Annotated in this window: 7 protein-coding genes and 1 pseudogene; 4 read left to right on the top strand and 4 right to left on the bottom strand. The window is 71.7% G+C overall.

Translation table 11 applies throughout. From position 1 onward, the window contains the following. Positions 1 to 11: 11 nt before the first annotated feature. The 4 genes and pseudogenes from HC362_RS20930 to HC362_RS20915 form a co-directional block, all read right to left on the bottom strand. Entirely contained in the window at positions 12 to 2,345 is a 2,334-nt protein-coding gene (locus HC362_RS20930; protein ID WP_243085550.1) for a molybdopterin cofactor-binding domain-containing protein, read from the bottom strand. 96 nt (positions 2,346 to 2,441) lie between these two features. Next, positions 2,442 to 3,506: pseudogene (locus tag HC362_RS20925) on the bottom strand ((2Fe-2S)-binding protein); the annotation flags it as partial. A 1,697-nt stretch (positions 3,507 to 5,203) separates the two neighbouring features. Next, positions 5,204 to 6,076, bottom strand: a complete 873-nt coding sequence (locus HC362_RS20920) for an FAD binding domain-containing protein (RefSeq protein WP_243085549.1) — start codon at positions 6,074 to 6,076, stop codon at positions 5,204 to 5,206. 293 nt (positions 6,077 to 6,369) lie between these two features. Continuing rightward, on the bottom strand, positions 6,370 to 7,971 hold the full coding sequence (locus HC362_RS20915; protein WP_243085548.1) for a beta-N-acetylhexosaminidase: 1,602 nt from the start codon (positions 7,969 to 7,971) through the stop codon (positions 6,370 to 6,372). Positions 7,972 to 8,200: 229 nt separating this feature from the next. Between HC362_RS20915 and HC362_RS20910 the strand changes: the two genes are divergently transcribed. From HC362_RS20910 to HC362_RS20895, 4 genes are all read left to right on the top strand, one after another. Further along, positions 8,201 to 8,752: a hypothetical protein gene (locus HC362_RS20910; protein ID WP_243085547.1), complete on the top strand. Its 552-nt coding sequence runs from the start codon at positions 8,201 to 8,203 to the stop codon at positions 8,750 to 8,752. Next, a complete protein-coding gene (locus tag HC362_RS20905; RefSeq protein WP_243085546.1) occupies positions 8,752 to 13,554 on the top strand; it encodes a putative T7SS-secreted protein in 4,803 nt (1,600 codons plus the stop codon). Before HC362_RS20910 ends, HC362_RS20905 begins: the two co-directional genes overlap by 1 nt. Before the next feature lie 12 nt (positions 13,555 to 13,566). Continuing rightward, complete coding sequence (locus HC362_RS20900) at positions 13,567 to 13,962, top strand: hypothetical protein (RefSeq protein ID WP_243085545.1); 396 nt, start codon at positions 13,567 to 13,569, stop codon at positions 13,960 to 13,962. Positions 13,963 to 14,618: 656 nt separating this feature from the next. After that, positions 14,619 to 15,866: a DUF1266 domain-containing protein gene (locus HC362_RS20895; RefSeq protein ID WP_243085544.1), complete on the top strand. Its 1,248-nt coding sequence runs from the start codon at positions 14,619 to 14,621 to the stop codon at positions 15,864 to 15,866. The last annotated feature ends 23 nt before the right edge of the window (positions 15,867 to 15,889 follow it).

The raw sequence follows: 15,889 nt of genomic DNA, 5'->3' as shown, positions 1-15,889 counted from the left end.
GGGCGCAGCCCTTACACCGGCGCTACGGCCGCCTGGGGCCGGATGGGGAGCCGATTCACAGGGCGCCCCGTCGCAGCCCGCACCGCGCCGGCCACCGCTGCCGGCGTCACGACAACCGGCACGGACGAAGCCGCCTTCGCCCCGAACGGCGCCACCACATCCCGCTCCTCCACGAGCTTGACCACCCGGATATCGGGCGTGTCCAACGCCGTGGGCAACGCGTAAGCCGTGAAATCGGCGTGCCGCACCACGCCCTTGGCCACCCGCAGGTGCTCCGTCAGAGCGGTGCCGATGCCCTGGGTGACCCCCGCCTCCAGGCGGGCCCGCAACTGGCGGGGGTTCAGCACTGCGCCGACGTCCTGAGCGAGGGCGACCTCGACCACCCGCACCGAGCCCAACTCGATGTCGACGTCGACGACAGCGCGCACCGCCGCGAACGCGAGACCGACGAACGCGTCGCCCTGGCCCCATTCGTCCAGCGGTTCCGTCGGATGGGGGCGGCACTGCGCGGTCGCCCACAGCTCCTTGCCCTCCAGCGCCTCGGCCACCGTCGTCGAGAGCACCCCGTCATAGGAGGTGATCTTGCCGTCGGCGATGGTCAGCAGCTCCGTGGACATGCCGAACTTGGCCGCGAGCGGCTGCAGCAGCTGCGTACGCACCATCTTGGCGGCGCGCTCCACCGCGCCGCCCGACACCCAGGTGTGCCGCCCGCGGCCACTCGCCCCGGAGGGGGGCTGGTCCGTGTCCACGGAGGCGACGTGCACTTCCTCGACGCCGAGGACTTCCTGGACGATCTGCCGGGCCAGTGTGTCGAAGCCCTGCCCGGACTCGACGGCCGCGCACATCACGGTGGCCACGGGCCCGTTGACCTTCACCGTCGCCGTGGACACCTCGTCGGTGCCCTCGGCTCCGAGCATGTGCACCATGCCGAGCGCGTAACCGACCCCACGGCGCACCGCCGTGGGGTCGCCGGCGCCCTCGGGCCCGCCGGGCAGCAGCCACTCCTCCTCGGGCGCGTCCTTGGGCAGCGGCGGCAGCGGCGCCTCGTGGACGGCGTCGAGCAGTTCGGCCACGGGTGCCGGGCAGGTGACGGTCTGGCCGGTGGGCAGCAGATCACCCGTCGCCATCACATTGCGGGCCCGCACCTGGGCCGGGTCGAGCCCCAGCCGCTCGGCGAGCTTGTCCATCTGCCCTTCGTACGCGGCGCACACCTGCATGGCGCCCTCGCCGCGCAGGTGGCCGGACGGCGGGTTGTTGGTGCGTACGACCCAGCCGTCGATCACCGCGTGCGGCACCACGTACGGGCCGCAGGCGAACGAGACGGCGGCGGCCAGGGCGTCGGAGGAGGTGTCCGCGTAGGCGCCGCCGTCCAGCAGGATCTGCGCCTCCACCTTGACCAGCGTGCCGTCGCTGTCCGCGTGGTGGCGGTAGCGCAGCAGGGTGGGGTGGCGGTGTGCGTGGCCGAGAAAGGACTCCTCGCGGTTGAGGGCGATCTTCACCGGGCAGCCGGTGCGCATGGCCAGCAGTCCCAGCGGGACCTGAAGCGCCGCGTCCTCGCGGTCGCCCATGGCCCCTGGCACCCCGGTGACGACGATCTTGACCTGCTCGGGCGGGAGTCCGAAGCAGGCCGCTGCCAGGTCGCGGTCGGTGTGCGGGTCGGTGGAGGCGGTGTAGAGCTCGACGCCGCCGTCCGGCCGGGGGACGGCCAGTGCCGCCTCGGCGCCGATGGGTGCCGGGTCCTGCCGTCCGATCCGGTAGAGCCCTTCCACGACGACCTCTCCGGTCGCCTCGGGGTCACCGTAGCGCAGCGGGATGTGGCGCAGCAGGTTGCCGTCCGGGTGCAGCGGCTCGGCCTCGAACGACTTCTCGGGGTCGGTGACCGGCTCCAGCACCTCGTACTCGACGGCGACGGCGGCCGCTGCCAGCCGCGCCGTGTCGGGGTGGTCGGCCGCGACGGCGGCGATCGGTTCGCCGTAGTAGCGCACCATGTCCCGCGCGAACGCCGGCTGGTCGGCGATCTTGCGCCCGTGCGCGGAGTCGCCGGGTACGTCCTCGTGGGTGATGACCGCCCGGACGCCGGGCATCTTGGCGGCCTCTTCGGTGTCGATCGACAGGATGCGGGCGTGCGGGTGCGGCGACCGGTGCACCGCGGCCCACAGCAGCCCCTCGGCCCACAGGTCGGCGGCGTAGGGGAAGGTGCCCTGCGCCTTGGCGTAGGAGTCGGTGGGCAGGACGGAGGCGCCCAGGCCGTGCGGCTCGGGCTCACCGTGCGTGCCCAGCGCACCGGTGCCGGGGGCGCCCGCGCCGGGACCGACGCCGGTGTGACCGTCAGCCGTTTCCGTCATGCCGCCGCCTTTCTGTGCGTGGGTGCGTTCCGGTGAGCCGGTTTCGGGGCGCGGTCACCCTTGCGCTGCGCAGCTTGCCACCATGCCGGGTACGCATCACGACTCGCCGCCGTTCTCGGGGTGCCGGGTCTGGTGCGGGATGTGCGCGCCGTAGGTGCCGTCGTCGTACGGGCCGTCGGGGTACGCGCCGTCGGGGTACGCGGCGTCGTAGCCATAACCGTCGGGTCCGTAGCCACCCTGTTGGTGGCCGCCCTGTTCGTGGCCGCCCTGTTCGTAGGGCACTCCGCCGTAGGCCGCGCCTTCGTCGTACGCTCCGGGCCCGTAGCCGCCGCCCGGCTGCTGCTCGTACCCGCCGTGCGCGTATCCGCCCTGCGGGGCGAAGCCGCCCTGGCCGTGGTCGGCGTGGCCGGGGTGCTGCCCGTGGCCGGCGTACTGCTGGTCGATGGCTGCCTGGGACTGGGCGTGGGCCTGTGCCGGTTCCTGGGCCTCCGCCTCGGCGGCCTCCCGCTCGGCCCGCGCGGCGCGCTGCTCGACGACCGTACGGACCGCGTCGAGCACCCCGCGATAGCCCGAGCACCGGCACAGATTGCCGCTGATGGCCTTGCGGGTCTCCAACTCGGTGGGGGCGTGGTTGCCCTCCAACAGGTCGTGCACGGTCATCGCGAGGCCCGGAACGCAGAACCCGCACTGCACCGATCCGCTCTCGGCGAGCGCGCACTGCACGTCGGACGGCGTGCCGTCGGCCGACAGCCCCTCCACGGTGCGCACTTCGCTCCCGGCCGCGGTGGCCGCCGGTACCAGACACGCGGCCACCAGCCGCCCGTCCACCTGCACCGAGCAGGCACCGCACTCCCCCTGCGAGCAGCCGTCCTTGGCACCGGCCAGGCCCAGCCGCTCCCGCAGTACGTACAGCAGTGACTCGCCGATCCAGGCGCTGGCGACGGGCCGGTCGACGCCGTTGACCCGCAGGACGTACGAGACGTGCGGATGCTCGTCCTCCGTCTCGACGGCCTCGGTGAGCGGCGCCGCACTCTCCTCGTCCGCCGGGTCGGCCTCGGCGGCACCTTCACGACCGCCCTCGGAATCGGACGCGGGGTCGGACTCGGACCCGGGCTCCGGCTCGGGGGCAGCCTCAGGGGCAGCCTCGGACCCGGCCTCCGCTGCGGCGTCGGTCCCGGGCGTGGACGGGGCACCGGTCGGGTGCCCGGGGTCGGCCTCGGTTCCGGTCGCGGTTCCGGCCTCGGTTCCGGTGGCGGCCTGCTCGGACTCGGGGCGCTCGGGGTCGGGTTGGGATACGGGCTCGGGTCCGGGCCCGGCCGCTTCCGCGGCCTCTGTTCGCGCGGCGGCGTCCGACTCGGGCTCGGCCGCCTGCGGTTGGGGCGCGGGCGGCGGCACGGGTGCCGGAGCGGCCTGGGCCAGGGAGGTCACCTCGGAGTCCGGGTAGCTCTCCGGCCCGGCGGGCGGGGCGGGCGGCTCGCCGGCGACGATCCCGGGCTGCTGGGGCTCGTGTGCGGGCGCGGCGTCCGCGCGGTCGGCGGTGGGCGCGCTGGGGAAGCGGTACGCGGTGGCGGCGCCGGGCGCACCATCGGCCGGCCACGTCTGCGTGCCCGGCTCGTGCGGGGGCAGCGGTCCGGGACCGGCCGCGTCCGGTGCGCTTCCGGGCGCGGGAGCCGGGGTGTCCCAGTGCGGTGCCGACGCCGGGGACGAGGGCGTCCACGCGTGCGCGGACTCGCCCTCCTGGGCCCCGGGCCCGGGACCCCCGGGTACGGGGGTGCCCGAGGCAGGGGTATCGGAAGCTGGGGTATCGGAAGCTGGGGTACCCGGCATCGGCGTACCGGAGGCAGGCGTGCCCGGCACCGGCGTCCCCGCAGCAGGCGTCCCCGAACCCAGCGACCCCGGCGAACCCGGCCCAAATGGCGTGGGTTTCTCGTCCGTGGTGGCCGCGCGGGCGACCCCCGTGCCGAGGGGGCGGCGGCCGGTGCGGGCCTCGTGGGAGCCCGCGAGCGCGGCAGCGGCGCCCTGGCCGAACCCGCCGGGCGCGGCGGGCGCAGACGAGGCGGAGCCGCCCTGGGGGTCCTGAGGGATGCCCGGAACGCCCTGGCTGCTCCCCTGGCCGCCCAGGGTGTCGTTCGGAGTGCCGTGCGGGTTCGGGCCGTTGACCGGCTGCCCCTGCTCCGGGACGCCCGCCCCGTGCGCATGGCCCTGACCGGCGTCGGGGCCGTACTGCTCGGGCTGTGCGTACGCCCCAGGCTGTCCGTACGGCCCCGATTGCCCGTACGGTCCCGGCTGTCCCGTTCCACCGGCTCCGGCACCCTGTTCGCCGTGCTCCGGCGCGAACGGCAGCACCCAGTGGCCGCCGGTGGCCGGATCGGCGGCGGGGAGGGGCGAGCCGGAGCCGCCGTCCGCCGCGGTGTGGGACGACGGGTCGATCGGCGGGGGCGTGTAGCCGCCCTGGCCCGTTCCGGGTGCGGCCAGCGGCACGTCCTCGGCGAACTCACCGAAGCCGCCGCTGGGGAGCTGGACGAAGGCGGTGGCGTCGGCGTCGTACTCGCCGCCGCCCCAGCTCCTGGGCACATGCTGCCCGTACGCGGCCTCCTGCGCGTACGGGTCGCCGTACTGTTCGCCACCGTACGGGTCACCGCCGTACTGTTCGCGGCCGTGCTGATCGCCGGGGTACTGCTCGCCGTACTGGTCGGCACCGTACTGCTCGGCGCCGCCCGCGCCGTTCCCGTACTCGCCCGTGTCCGTGTGCGCGTTCACGTGTCCGTGCGGGTCCGCACCCGCGTGCGGACCCGCGCCCCCGTTCCGGTTTCCGTTCCCGTTGTCGTGTGGTGCCTGTGGTGTGCCACTCGTGCCGCTCATGCGAGAGCCCTCCCGAGTCCTCGGCGGGCCAGTGTCGCCACCGTACGCCGCAAGTGCAGCGCGGCGGGCGGAAGCTGGGGTACGGCGCCGGACGTGCCGTCGGCGCCCTCCTCGGGCGGCGGGTCGGGGATGCACGCCATCGCGACGTACTCCCCGAAAGCGGACAGCGCCTCGGGGGCCAGGCTCCGCTCCCCGTCCCAGTCGATGAGCGAGGCGATCCACTGCTCGGCCTCCAGCGGGCGCAGCGGCATCGGCGCGACGGCGCCAACCGCGCACCGAACCCCGCGCCGCATCGGGTCGAGCACGACGGCGACGGAGGCCAGCGCGCGGCTCGGTCCGGTACGGCTGGTGGCCTTCAGAAAGGTCTGCGGGGCGTGCAGCAGCGGCACCTTCACATAGCCGACGACCTCGCTGGGCCGCAGCATCTCCATTCCGGCGAGCAGATGGCTGACCGGCAGTTCGCGGCGCGCGCCTTCCGGGCCCGCGATGGAGAGCGTGGCCTCCAGCGCGGCGAGTACGGGCAGCGCGTCCCCGGTGGGCGAGGCGCTGACGATGTTGCCGCCGAGGGTACCCGCGTTGCGGATCTGCGGGGGGCCCGCGGCGCGCGCCGCTGCGGCGAGCGCGGGGATGAGCGCGGCGAAGTCGGCGCTGCCCATGCGCGCGTGGGTGAGGCCGGCGCCGAGCACGGCGTACCCGTCCTGGTAGGACCAGCCGCGGATCTCGCTGATCCGGCCGAGGCCGACCAGCGCGGCGGGGCGGAGCTGCCCCGAGTTGACGTCGGCCATCAGATCGGTGCCCCCGGCGACCGGCACGGCCGCCGGTACGGCGGAGAGCGCGGAGACGGCCTCGTCCAGGGTGGTCGGCAGCATGACAGCAGGGGGCACAGCCTGCGCGGCTCGTTCGCCGTCTGGTGCATGCCGTACGTGCGTGCTCAACCTGCTGCCCCTTCCCCGACATACCGGGCTCCCGGCTGCACTGCCGTACGGTACGTGCTCACAGCCCGGACGAGGCAACTCTGGCATATCTCGGCCCGCGCCTGGCACGAGGGCCAGGGATGGGCCCTTTCGTACCGTTTGACCGCGGGCGGCCGACCGTCACTCCGGCGGGTGGCGGGCCCTTGCTCCGGCGGCGGCCGGTCCTCACCTCCAAGGGTGACCGGCCCTCACCCCAGCGGTCGCCCCGGAATTCCCGGCCGCCGCTGCCAGGGACGTGGCCCCGTCGCGGGGCGGTACTCGACGCCGAGGGCGTCCAGGCGGGGCAGGTGTGCCCTCTCCAGGCGCTCCGCGAAGTCCTCGTACGGGTGGCCGGGCCCGGCCCAGGCGACCTCCGCGACGGCGGCGAGCCGGGGGAACATCTGATAGTCGACGCGTTGCGAACTCTCCGCGCACTCGGTCCACATATTGGCCTGCACGCCCAGGACCCGCCCCGCGAGCCCGGCCGCCGCCAGCCGCGCGGGCACCGGCCGCACCTCGTACACGTCCCGCAGCGACGCCACGTACCCCAGTGGCATGGGCTCCTCGTCGCCGGGTGCCTGCCGCCGGTCGAGGTACAGCTCGTGCTCGGGACACATCACCACATCGTGGCCCGCCTCGGCGGCCGCGACGCCACCCTCGTACCCCCGCCAGGAGGAGACGACGGCGCCCGGCGTCAGTCCGTCGCCCGCGAGGGTGCCGCCCTGAAGGATCTCGTCCCAGCCCACCATCCGCCGCCCGCGCTCGGCCAGCCACCGGTCGAAGTGCCGCACCAGCCACGCCTGGAGCGCGTCCTCGTCCTCCAGCCCCTCCCGCGCCATCCGGGCCTGCGCGGTCGCTGAGGCGCGCCACTGGTCCTTCGGCGTCTCGTCGCCACCGATGTGGATGAAGGGGGACGGGAAGACGTCGAGCACCTCCTCCAGTACGTGCTCGTAGAAGCGCAGCACCCGGTCGGTGGGTGCCAGCAGATGCGGGCTGACGCCCCAGTCGGTCCAGACCTCGACTTCGGTCCCCGTGCTGCCGAGTTCGGGGTAGGCGGCGATCGCGGCCTGCGAGTGTCCGGGCAGCTCGATCTCGGGTACGACGGTGATGTGCCGGTCTGCGGCGTACGCCACGATTTCGCGGAGGTCGTCCTGGGTGTACCAGCCGCCGTGCGGACGCTCGTCCCACAGCGGGGAGGCACGGTGGCCGACCCGGGTACGGGACCGCCGGCCGCCGACCTCGGTGAGCCGCGGGTAGCGCCGGACCTCCATCCGCCAGCCCTGGTCGTCGGTCAGGTGCAGGTGCAGGACGTTCAGCTTGTGCGCCGCGAGCAGATCGAGGATACGGAGCACCCCGTCCTTGGGCATGAAGTGCCGCGCCACATCCAGCAGCAGGCCACGCCAGCCGAACCGCGGCGCGTCCTGGACGCGGACGGAAGGCACCTCGAGAAAGGTGAGGGCCCCGGCCCGCCGGAACGCCGCGGGCGGCAGCGCCTGACGCAGAGTCTGTAGGCCCCAGAACACGCCCGCCGCGTCCCCGCCCTCGATCAGGGCACGTTCGGCGGTGACGTCCAGCCGGTACGCCTCGGCGCCGAGTCCGGCATCCAGCCGGAGTTCGAGGGTGTTGCTGTTGCCTCGCTCCCCCTCCTGGAACGGCAGCACGGACTGGCCGCGCAACCACCGGGCGGCCCCCGCCGTCCCGGGCCCGGCGAGGAGCGCGGTACCGCTGCCCCAGACGAAGGGCGGCCCGTCGCCCTCCCGTACCTCACGGGCACGCGGCACGAGGCCTGTCCCCCATCCGGCGGCCGGCATGGCGCTTCCTCCTCACGGGTCGTCACCCCCTGGTACATCCTTCTGCCACAGCCATACCCGAGTCCCGCGCCGTCCAGCCTCTTCGCAGCGGCGGCCGCTTCCCGCAGGGGACCAGCCCGCCCCTCGCGACGGCCGGTTCCCACAGGAGCCCGTCACGGTTTGCGTTCGCACGGTCGCTTTCGGATATCGTGTTCGATCGGCTAGGGGCAGCTCCGGGGGGAGAGGCGAGATGGGGGACAACAGCGGGCCGCTGACGCCCGGCGAGAGGATCAGCAACGAGCTGGCGTACAAGGGGCAGTTGAACGTCCCGAAGGAGACCGTCGATCGGCTGACCAAAGGCATCAAGGGCGCGCTGGACGAGCTCCGGGAGATCGGCACGGACGTCGACGCGGCGCAGGGCAGCGGCTTCGAGGAGATGTCGTTGACCAAGATGGAGGTCGGCGACGACGCGCTGTCCCAGTCGTTCGAGGGCTTCTGCGAGCGATGGGAATGGGGCGTGCGCGGCTTGCTGGCGGACGCGGACGGCATCGCCGAGGGCCTGGGCCTGGCCGCGGGCATGACCTGGGAAGAGGACCGATACCGGTCCAGGGCGATCAAGGGCAGCGTCAACGCCCTCAACCCGTTCGGCAACCCGTATGCCTCCAAGGAGGGGCTCGACAAGGCCGGATACGGAGACCTCGCCACCGGTCAGGTCGAGGGCAAGCCCGGCCAGAGCGGAGGGCAGCAACCCGGTGGGGGCGCGGGGCGGCCTGGTCAGGGCGGCGAGGGAGGGGTCGGCTGATGGGGCTGGGGGATCTCGTCGACAAGGCGTCCGACGCCGCCAAGGACGCTTACCACGACTTCACTCCCGACCCTGTCGAGGACAAGATCGAGGGCGCCGTCGAAAAGGGCGGCGAAGTCGTCGGCATGGGCTCGAACATGCTCGCCGACAAGCTGGACAAGATGGGCTGGAAGCCCGGAGCCAAGTTCGTCCGCGACGCGGGTGACGCGGTCACCAACAAGACCGGCGGTGATGTCCAGGAGCGGGAGCTGGGCGAGACGGAGGAGGCGAACAAGCTCATCCACGGCTCGCCCTCCAAGCTGGAGTCGACCGCCAACCATCTGCGGGACTTCCACAAGGCGTTCAACCGGGTGGGCCGCGGTCTGCAGGGGCTGGACTCGGAGCACCTCAAGGGCGAGGCCGCCGACGCCTTCCGCAAGACGGTGGAGATACAGCCCCGCCGGTGGTTCAAGGCGGCCGACGCCTGCGAGAAGGCCAAGGGCGCGCTGAACGACTTCGCCGGCACCGTGCGCTGGGCCCAGGGCGAGGCGAAGGAGGCCATCAAGCTCTACAACGAGGGCAAGAATGCCTCCCAGCGGCACAGGTCGAAGGTCACCTTCTACAACGACGCGGTCAAGGCATACAACGAGATGCCCGAGGAGGACCGCGTACCCGGCTCACTCCCGGACAAGCCTCCGGCGAAGGACCCCGGCGAGGCCAAGATGGAAGAGGCCCGCGAGAAACTGAAGGAGGCCCGCCGCCAGCGGGACGAGGCGGCACGGGCCGCCAACAAGCTGATGGAGGCAGCTCGCGACGCGGCCCCGTCCAAGCCCTCGTACCGCGCGCAGGCACGCAGCGGTCTCAAGGGCGGACTGCTGGCGGTGGAACACCGTATCGGCGGCTTCCTCAACACGGGCAGCGAAGCCGCCAATTTCGCCAAGGGCATGAGCCCCGTCAACCCCCACAACATCCTCAACCCCGACGACTACCAGACCAACCTCAACAGCACAGCCGCCGGGATGAAGACCCTGGCCACCCACCCGGACCTCGCCCTCAAGCAGGCGTACCGGAGCTTCCTCGACGACCCGGAGGCGTTCTTCGGCGGCGGCGCTTTCGATGTGCTCACCGGGGGCGGCGGGAAAGCCGCGGGTGTGGTGACGAAGGGCACCCGCCTCGCCCGGGCCGCCGAGCACCCGGCCCACCCCGCACACCCGCCCGCGCACCCGCCCAAGCCGTCGTACCCGCCCAAGCCGGACTACGAGCCCGACCACCCTGGCCTCCAGTCGCTCAAGGACGAACCGGACAACGCCAACCGTCCGGACGGTGAGCGCCCAAAGGGCGAGGATCCCGTCGACTTCGCCACCGGCCGCATGCTGATGCCGCAGGAGGACCTGGCGCTGCCCGGTGTGTTGCCGTTGGTTTTCCGCCGCCAGTTCGAGTCGTCGTACCGCGCGGGCCGCTGGTTCGGACCGGGCTGGTCGAGCACCGTCGACCAGCGGCTGGAGGTCGACGCGGAGGCCGTGGTCGTCCACGGGGAGCACAACCTGCTGATCGCCTACCCGCACCCCCGGCCGGGCGGCGAACCGGTACTTCCCGACAAGGGCCCGCAGTGGCCGCTGGAGTTGCGCGCGGACGGCGACTACGTCCTGACCGACCATGAGACCGGCCACGCCAGCACCTTCGCTCCCCCGACCGATCTCGCCGACCGCGCGGGCGTGGCCCTGCTCGCGGAGGTGTCCGACCGCAACGGCAACCGCGTCACCTTCGAGTACGACGAAGAGGGCACCCCGCTCGCCCTCGTCCACTCCGGCGGCTACCACGTCCGAGTCGAGACGGACGGGGAGCTGCGCCGGGTGACTGCCCTGCACCTGGCGGGCGCGGCGCAGGGCGGCACCGACCAGGAAATCGTCCGCTTCGGCTACGACGAACAAGGCAACCTCACCGACGTCACGGGCTCGACCGGCCGACCGCTGCGCTTCGGTTACGACGAAGCCGACCGCATCACCTCGTGGACCGACACCAACGACTCGCACTACGAGTACGTCTACGACGAGCACGACCGCTGCGTGTGGCAGTCCGGCACCGAAGGCCATATGCACGCAGCCTTCGACTACAGCCCCACCGATCCCGGGACGGGCCACCGCGTCACCAAGGTCACCACTTCCTTCGGCCAGACCACCTACTACCTGGTGAACGCCCGCAACCAGGTCGTCGCCGTCACCGACCCCACGGGTGCCACTACCCGCTTCGAACGGGACGTGCGCCATCGTGTGCTGTCGCAGACCGACGCGCTCGGGCGCACCACCCGGCTGGAGCGGGATGACGAGGGCCGCGTGGTGCGGGTCATCCGCCCGGACGGCGGCGCAGTCTCCGTCGCATACAACGCCCTCGGCGCGCCGACGGAAGTGACCGAGTCGGACGGCGCGGTCAGACGGCATGAGTACGACGAACGCGGGAACCGCACGGCCGCCACCGACCCGTCGGGAGCGACGACCCGTTTCACGTACGACGGGTTCGGTCGTCTGACCTCCGTGACGGACGCGCTGGGCCACACGACCCGGGTACGGTGCGACACGGCCGGCCTGCCGGTGGAGATCACCGACCCGCTCGGCGCCGTCACTACCTACCGCAGGGACGCGTTCGGTCGCCCGACGGCCGTCATCAACCCGCTGGGCGACACCACACACCTGACGTGGACGGTCGAGGGCCGCCTTGCCCGCCGTACCGGCCCCGACGGCGCGGGCGAACGCTGGGAGTGGGACGGCGAGGGCAACTGCACGCGGCACGTCGACGCGGCGGACGGCGAAACAACGTACGAGTACACCCACTTCGACCTGCTCACCGCCCGCACCGGCCCCGAAGGCGTGCGCTACACCTTCACCCACGACACCCGGCTGCGCCTGCGTCAGGTGACCAACCCGCAGGGCCTGAGCTGGACGTACGAATACGACGGTGCCGACCGCCTGGTCGCGGAAACCGACTTCGACGGCCGCACCCAGCGCTACACGCTCGACGCCGCAGGCCAGTTGACCGAGCACACCACGCCGCTCGGCGACACGATCACCTACGAACGCGATCTGCTCGGCCGGATGACGGCCAAGGACGCGGCGGGCACGGTGACGACGTACGCATACGACCCGGCAGGCCGCCTGGTAGAGGCCCGCAACCCGGACACGGAAGTGCTGCGCCAGTACGACCGGGCGGGCCGCCTCAAGACGGAGGTCGTCAACGGCCGTGCGCTCACCCACGTGTACGACGCACTGGGCCGCCCGGTCCGCCGCACCACACCCACCGGCTCGGTGACGCGCTACGAGTACGACGAGGCGGGCAACCGCACGACGGTGACGGCCGATGACCACACCCTCTCGTCCTCGTACGACGCTGCAGGCCGCGAGCAGCAACGGCGGATCGGCGCTGCGGCCTCCCTCTCGTGGACCTGGGACCCGGCGGGCCGCCTCACGGGCCAAACGGTGCTGGGCGAGGCGCCCGACGCCGACTGGCACCGCATCTACACCTACCGACCGGACGGTCACCTGACCGCGGTGGACGACTCCCGCGAGGGCACCAGCCGCTTCACCCTCGATGCGGCGGGCCGCATCACGCGGGTCAACGCCCGCGACTGGACGGAGACCTACGCCTACGACGAGGCGGGCAACCAGACGACCGCCGACTGGCCCGCGGCCCACGCGAGCCCGGAGGCCCGCGGCCCCCGCACCTACACCGGCACCCGCATCCGCACGGCGGGCCGCCTGCGCTATGAGCACGACGCGGCGGGCCGCGTCGTGAGTCGCCAGAAGAAGAACCTCTCACGCAAACCGGAAACCTGGCACTACACGTGGGACGCGGAAGACCGCCTGACCGGGGTCACGACCCCGGACGGGACGGTCTGGCATTACACATACGACCCGCTGGGTCGCCGCGTCTCGAAGCACTCGGAATCGGAACGGGTGGACTTCACCTGGGATGGCCCCACCCTGGCCGAACAGACCACCACCGGCGAGACCCCCCACCCGGTGACCCTCACCTGGAACCACCAGGGCCTCCACCCCATCTCCCAGACGGAACGCATCACCGATGAGACGTCCCAACGGGACATAGACTCCCGCTTCTTCGCCATCGTCACCGACCTCATCGGCACCCCCACAGCCCTGCTCACCGAGTCCGGCACCACGGCCTGGCACACCCGCTCCACCCTCTGGGGCACCACCACCTGGAACACCGACGCCACCACCTACACCCCCCTCCGCTTCCCCGGCCAATACTTCGACCCCGAGACGGGCCTCCACTACAACCACTTCCGCCACTACGACCCGGAGACAGCCAGGTATCTGTCCCCGGACCCGTTGGGGCTGAGGCCGGCACCTAATCCGGTGACGTATGTGGGTAATCCGCATGCACAGAGCGACCCTCTCGGGCTTTTTAGCTGCCCCAAGGACAAGCGCGGGCCGTTCGAATTCCGCGATCCGAGTCCTGAGTACCCTCCGCACGCCACCGCAACCGAGGCACTGAAATCAGTACCCGCAGGCGGTAACATCGACTGTTCCGAAGTGGCCGAGGCCCTGCAACGTGCCACAGGCGGGGAAGGCCAGATCGTTAACTACACCACTCCTTCAGGGGCAGACATCAACATTCCATCCGGAATGGGCAGCCAGGTCGAGGAATATCGATACCACGATGTCTTTACTGACGGTCGATACGTATACGACCCCGAGATGAGCCGGTCGCCGATCCCGATGGGGGACTACGAGAGGGCACTTCGACACGTCAACGAAGGAGAGAAAGTATTCAGAAGGAAGGGCGGCTACGATGGCCCTCTGTGGTGAAGGAGTTCCGAGATGTCAATCAGAGGCGAGCGCGCAGGGGCTGCTCTCCGCGCTTTCGGGGAACTTGAATGGTTCAAGATGCCGCTCACCACTCACCCCCTGTACGGCTATGAGCAGGTTCCGTACGTCGGGTGGCGCTACAAGAATGCAACAAACGAAACCATTGCCATGTTCCAGCGCGTCGCAGCCGACGCACCGGAGCACCTTGAGTGGGCTTTCGATTCCTCCCGGAGGAACTGGCTTCTCATTCCGGCGCGCCTGTCGCAAGAATACCTGGATGATTCAGGCAGCACCTTCCTGGAGATGATCAGCGCGATCAGTGAAACAGACCAGGAGTATTGCCGCGCCGCGAACCTTGACATAGACCTCATCATTGACTTCCTGGAAGGTCTGAATCCTGCCCCATGAAGCTGCGCCTTACACGACACCGCTTCCCGACTGGACTGGGAGAGGCAGACCTCATCCTGGGGCAAGCCGAAGGGGTGTTCAAGGAACGAGCGGAGGCTCAAACATGGGTGAGTTGAGAGTGGTGAGCGGCTACTTCTGGCTGGCACCCCGGTCACTCGATGCCCCCTCGGCGACCTGCTGCTGTATTGCGGCCGTCGTTTGACGGCGCCGCCGCCCCTCTCCCTCCTGTACCCCGACCGCTATCCTGACCCTCCGACCACACATTGGCCCGAGGGTCACTGTCGGTCGGGCAGCGCAGCGTCGTCAGGGTGCAGCAGCAAGCAGCCCCTCGCTCAGCGAGCCAGTGAGCCACCGGAGGTCACCGACACATGGCCCAGCGGCCCCCGCGACTGCCTGTTCCGCCGCCCAATCCGTACGGGGCGCATCCGGGCGCTGGGTGGGCGCCGCCTGGTGGGGGGCGGAAGAGGGAGGTCACCGCAGGGCGGGTGACCGGGGTGTGTGTGGCGGCCCTGTTGCTGGTCGTGTACGTGGTGATACCGGCCGTTCAGTCGCTCCGTTGAGCCGTCGGACAGGGCAGGCGAACGGCGCGACGGCGAGTGCGAGGACAACAGATGTGGAAGAGGGGGGCGGCCGAAGGGGCCGCAGGGGCAGAGGAGATGACAGCGGCGGCACCCACGGCGGAGCCGTGGCAGGCGCCCAGCGTGGTGGAGCAGCAGCTCTACGAGGCGAAGAGTCGGCACGACTGGGCCGCGTACCTGGACGTGCTGGCCGGGCAGTACCTGTACCGCCTCGCCTCCCGCCCCTGGCTGGACGCCAATCCTGGCCGTATCCCGGCCCGGCTGCAGCCGGTCTGGCGCCCGGAGGTGCGGGGCTGGTGCGCGGCCGTGTACACGGAGGCCATGCTGCCCGCGCCGATCGACGATCCGGTCTTCATCTCGGAGAGCCTGGACGCGTACGCCCGCAGCTGGTCACCGCAGGATCCGCCGTGGCTGGCGGTGAACCCGGGCTCGCCGTGTGAGGCGTACTTCCCGGCCAGCCAGTCGCTGTGCGCACTGTGGCAGCAGCACGCCGACCGCGTCGACCACGTCTGCCAGCACGGAACGCTGCGCACCCTGTGGGTCGGCGGCCCGCGCACCGGCCCGGTCGCGCGGGGGCTCGCCTGTGGGGCGCTGCTGTGTGTGAACAACGGCCACTACTGGAACTCCCTCGGCCACGGGCACGGTTACAACGACGAGCGGCGGGCGCTCGACCGCTGGTGGGGCGTGACCACACGCGAGAAATGGCAGCAGTACCAGGAGGAGCTGCTGACCAACGAGATGAGCAGCCCGGTGTGGGAGTTCGCCCTGGGTCTGCGGCACAGCCTGGCCCAGGACTTCGGCGGCCAGGTGGAGCCGGCGCACTGGCGGCAGGCCGCGGAGCGGGTGCTGCGCAAGCGGGTCGCGACGGCCACGATCGAGCTGACGCCGGACGGGGTGACTCGGACCGAGGGTCCCACCGAGGAGGAGGTGGAGTGGCAGATCGACGGCGTGAAGCGGCTGATCGGCCGCATCACCCGGTACGAGGCCCGGTTCCGCGCGGACGGACTGCTGCCCGAGGGGCGGTTCGTCCGCTCGGTCGCGGCCTGGGACTACGGCCGCGCCTCCAACATGGCCCGCTTCGGACTGGCCGCCCGCTTCTGCTCGTTGGAGGAGGCGGAGGCGGCCGTCCTCCGCGCCGGGCGGGTCAGCACGGTCAGCTACCGCTCGTGGGAGGACTTCTCCGCCGGGTACATCCTCGGCCGCTGCCTCCACTTCGACGAGGAGGAGTTCGGCTCCTGGTACGAGGAGATGCTGACCGCGCACCGGGTGCTGACGACCGACCCCGAGAGCCCCTGGCTGACCATCCCGTTCCGCGCCGAGGGGTAACCGGCCTGCCGTATCAGGCGTTC

This window comes from Streptomyces sp. 891-h, assembly GCF_022760275.1.
Lineage (GTDB): Bacteria > Actinomycetota > Actinomycetes > Streptomycetales > Streptomycetaceae > Streptomyces > Streptomyces spirodelae.
This window is presented reverse-complemented; position numbering and strand designations above follow the sequence as displayed.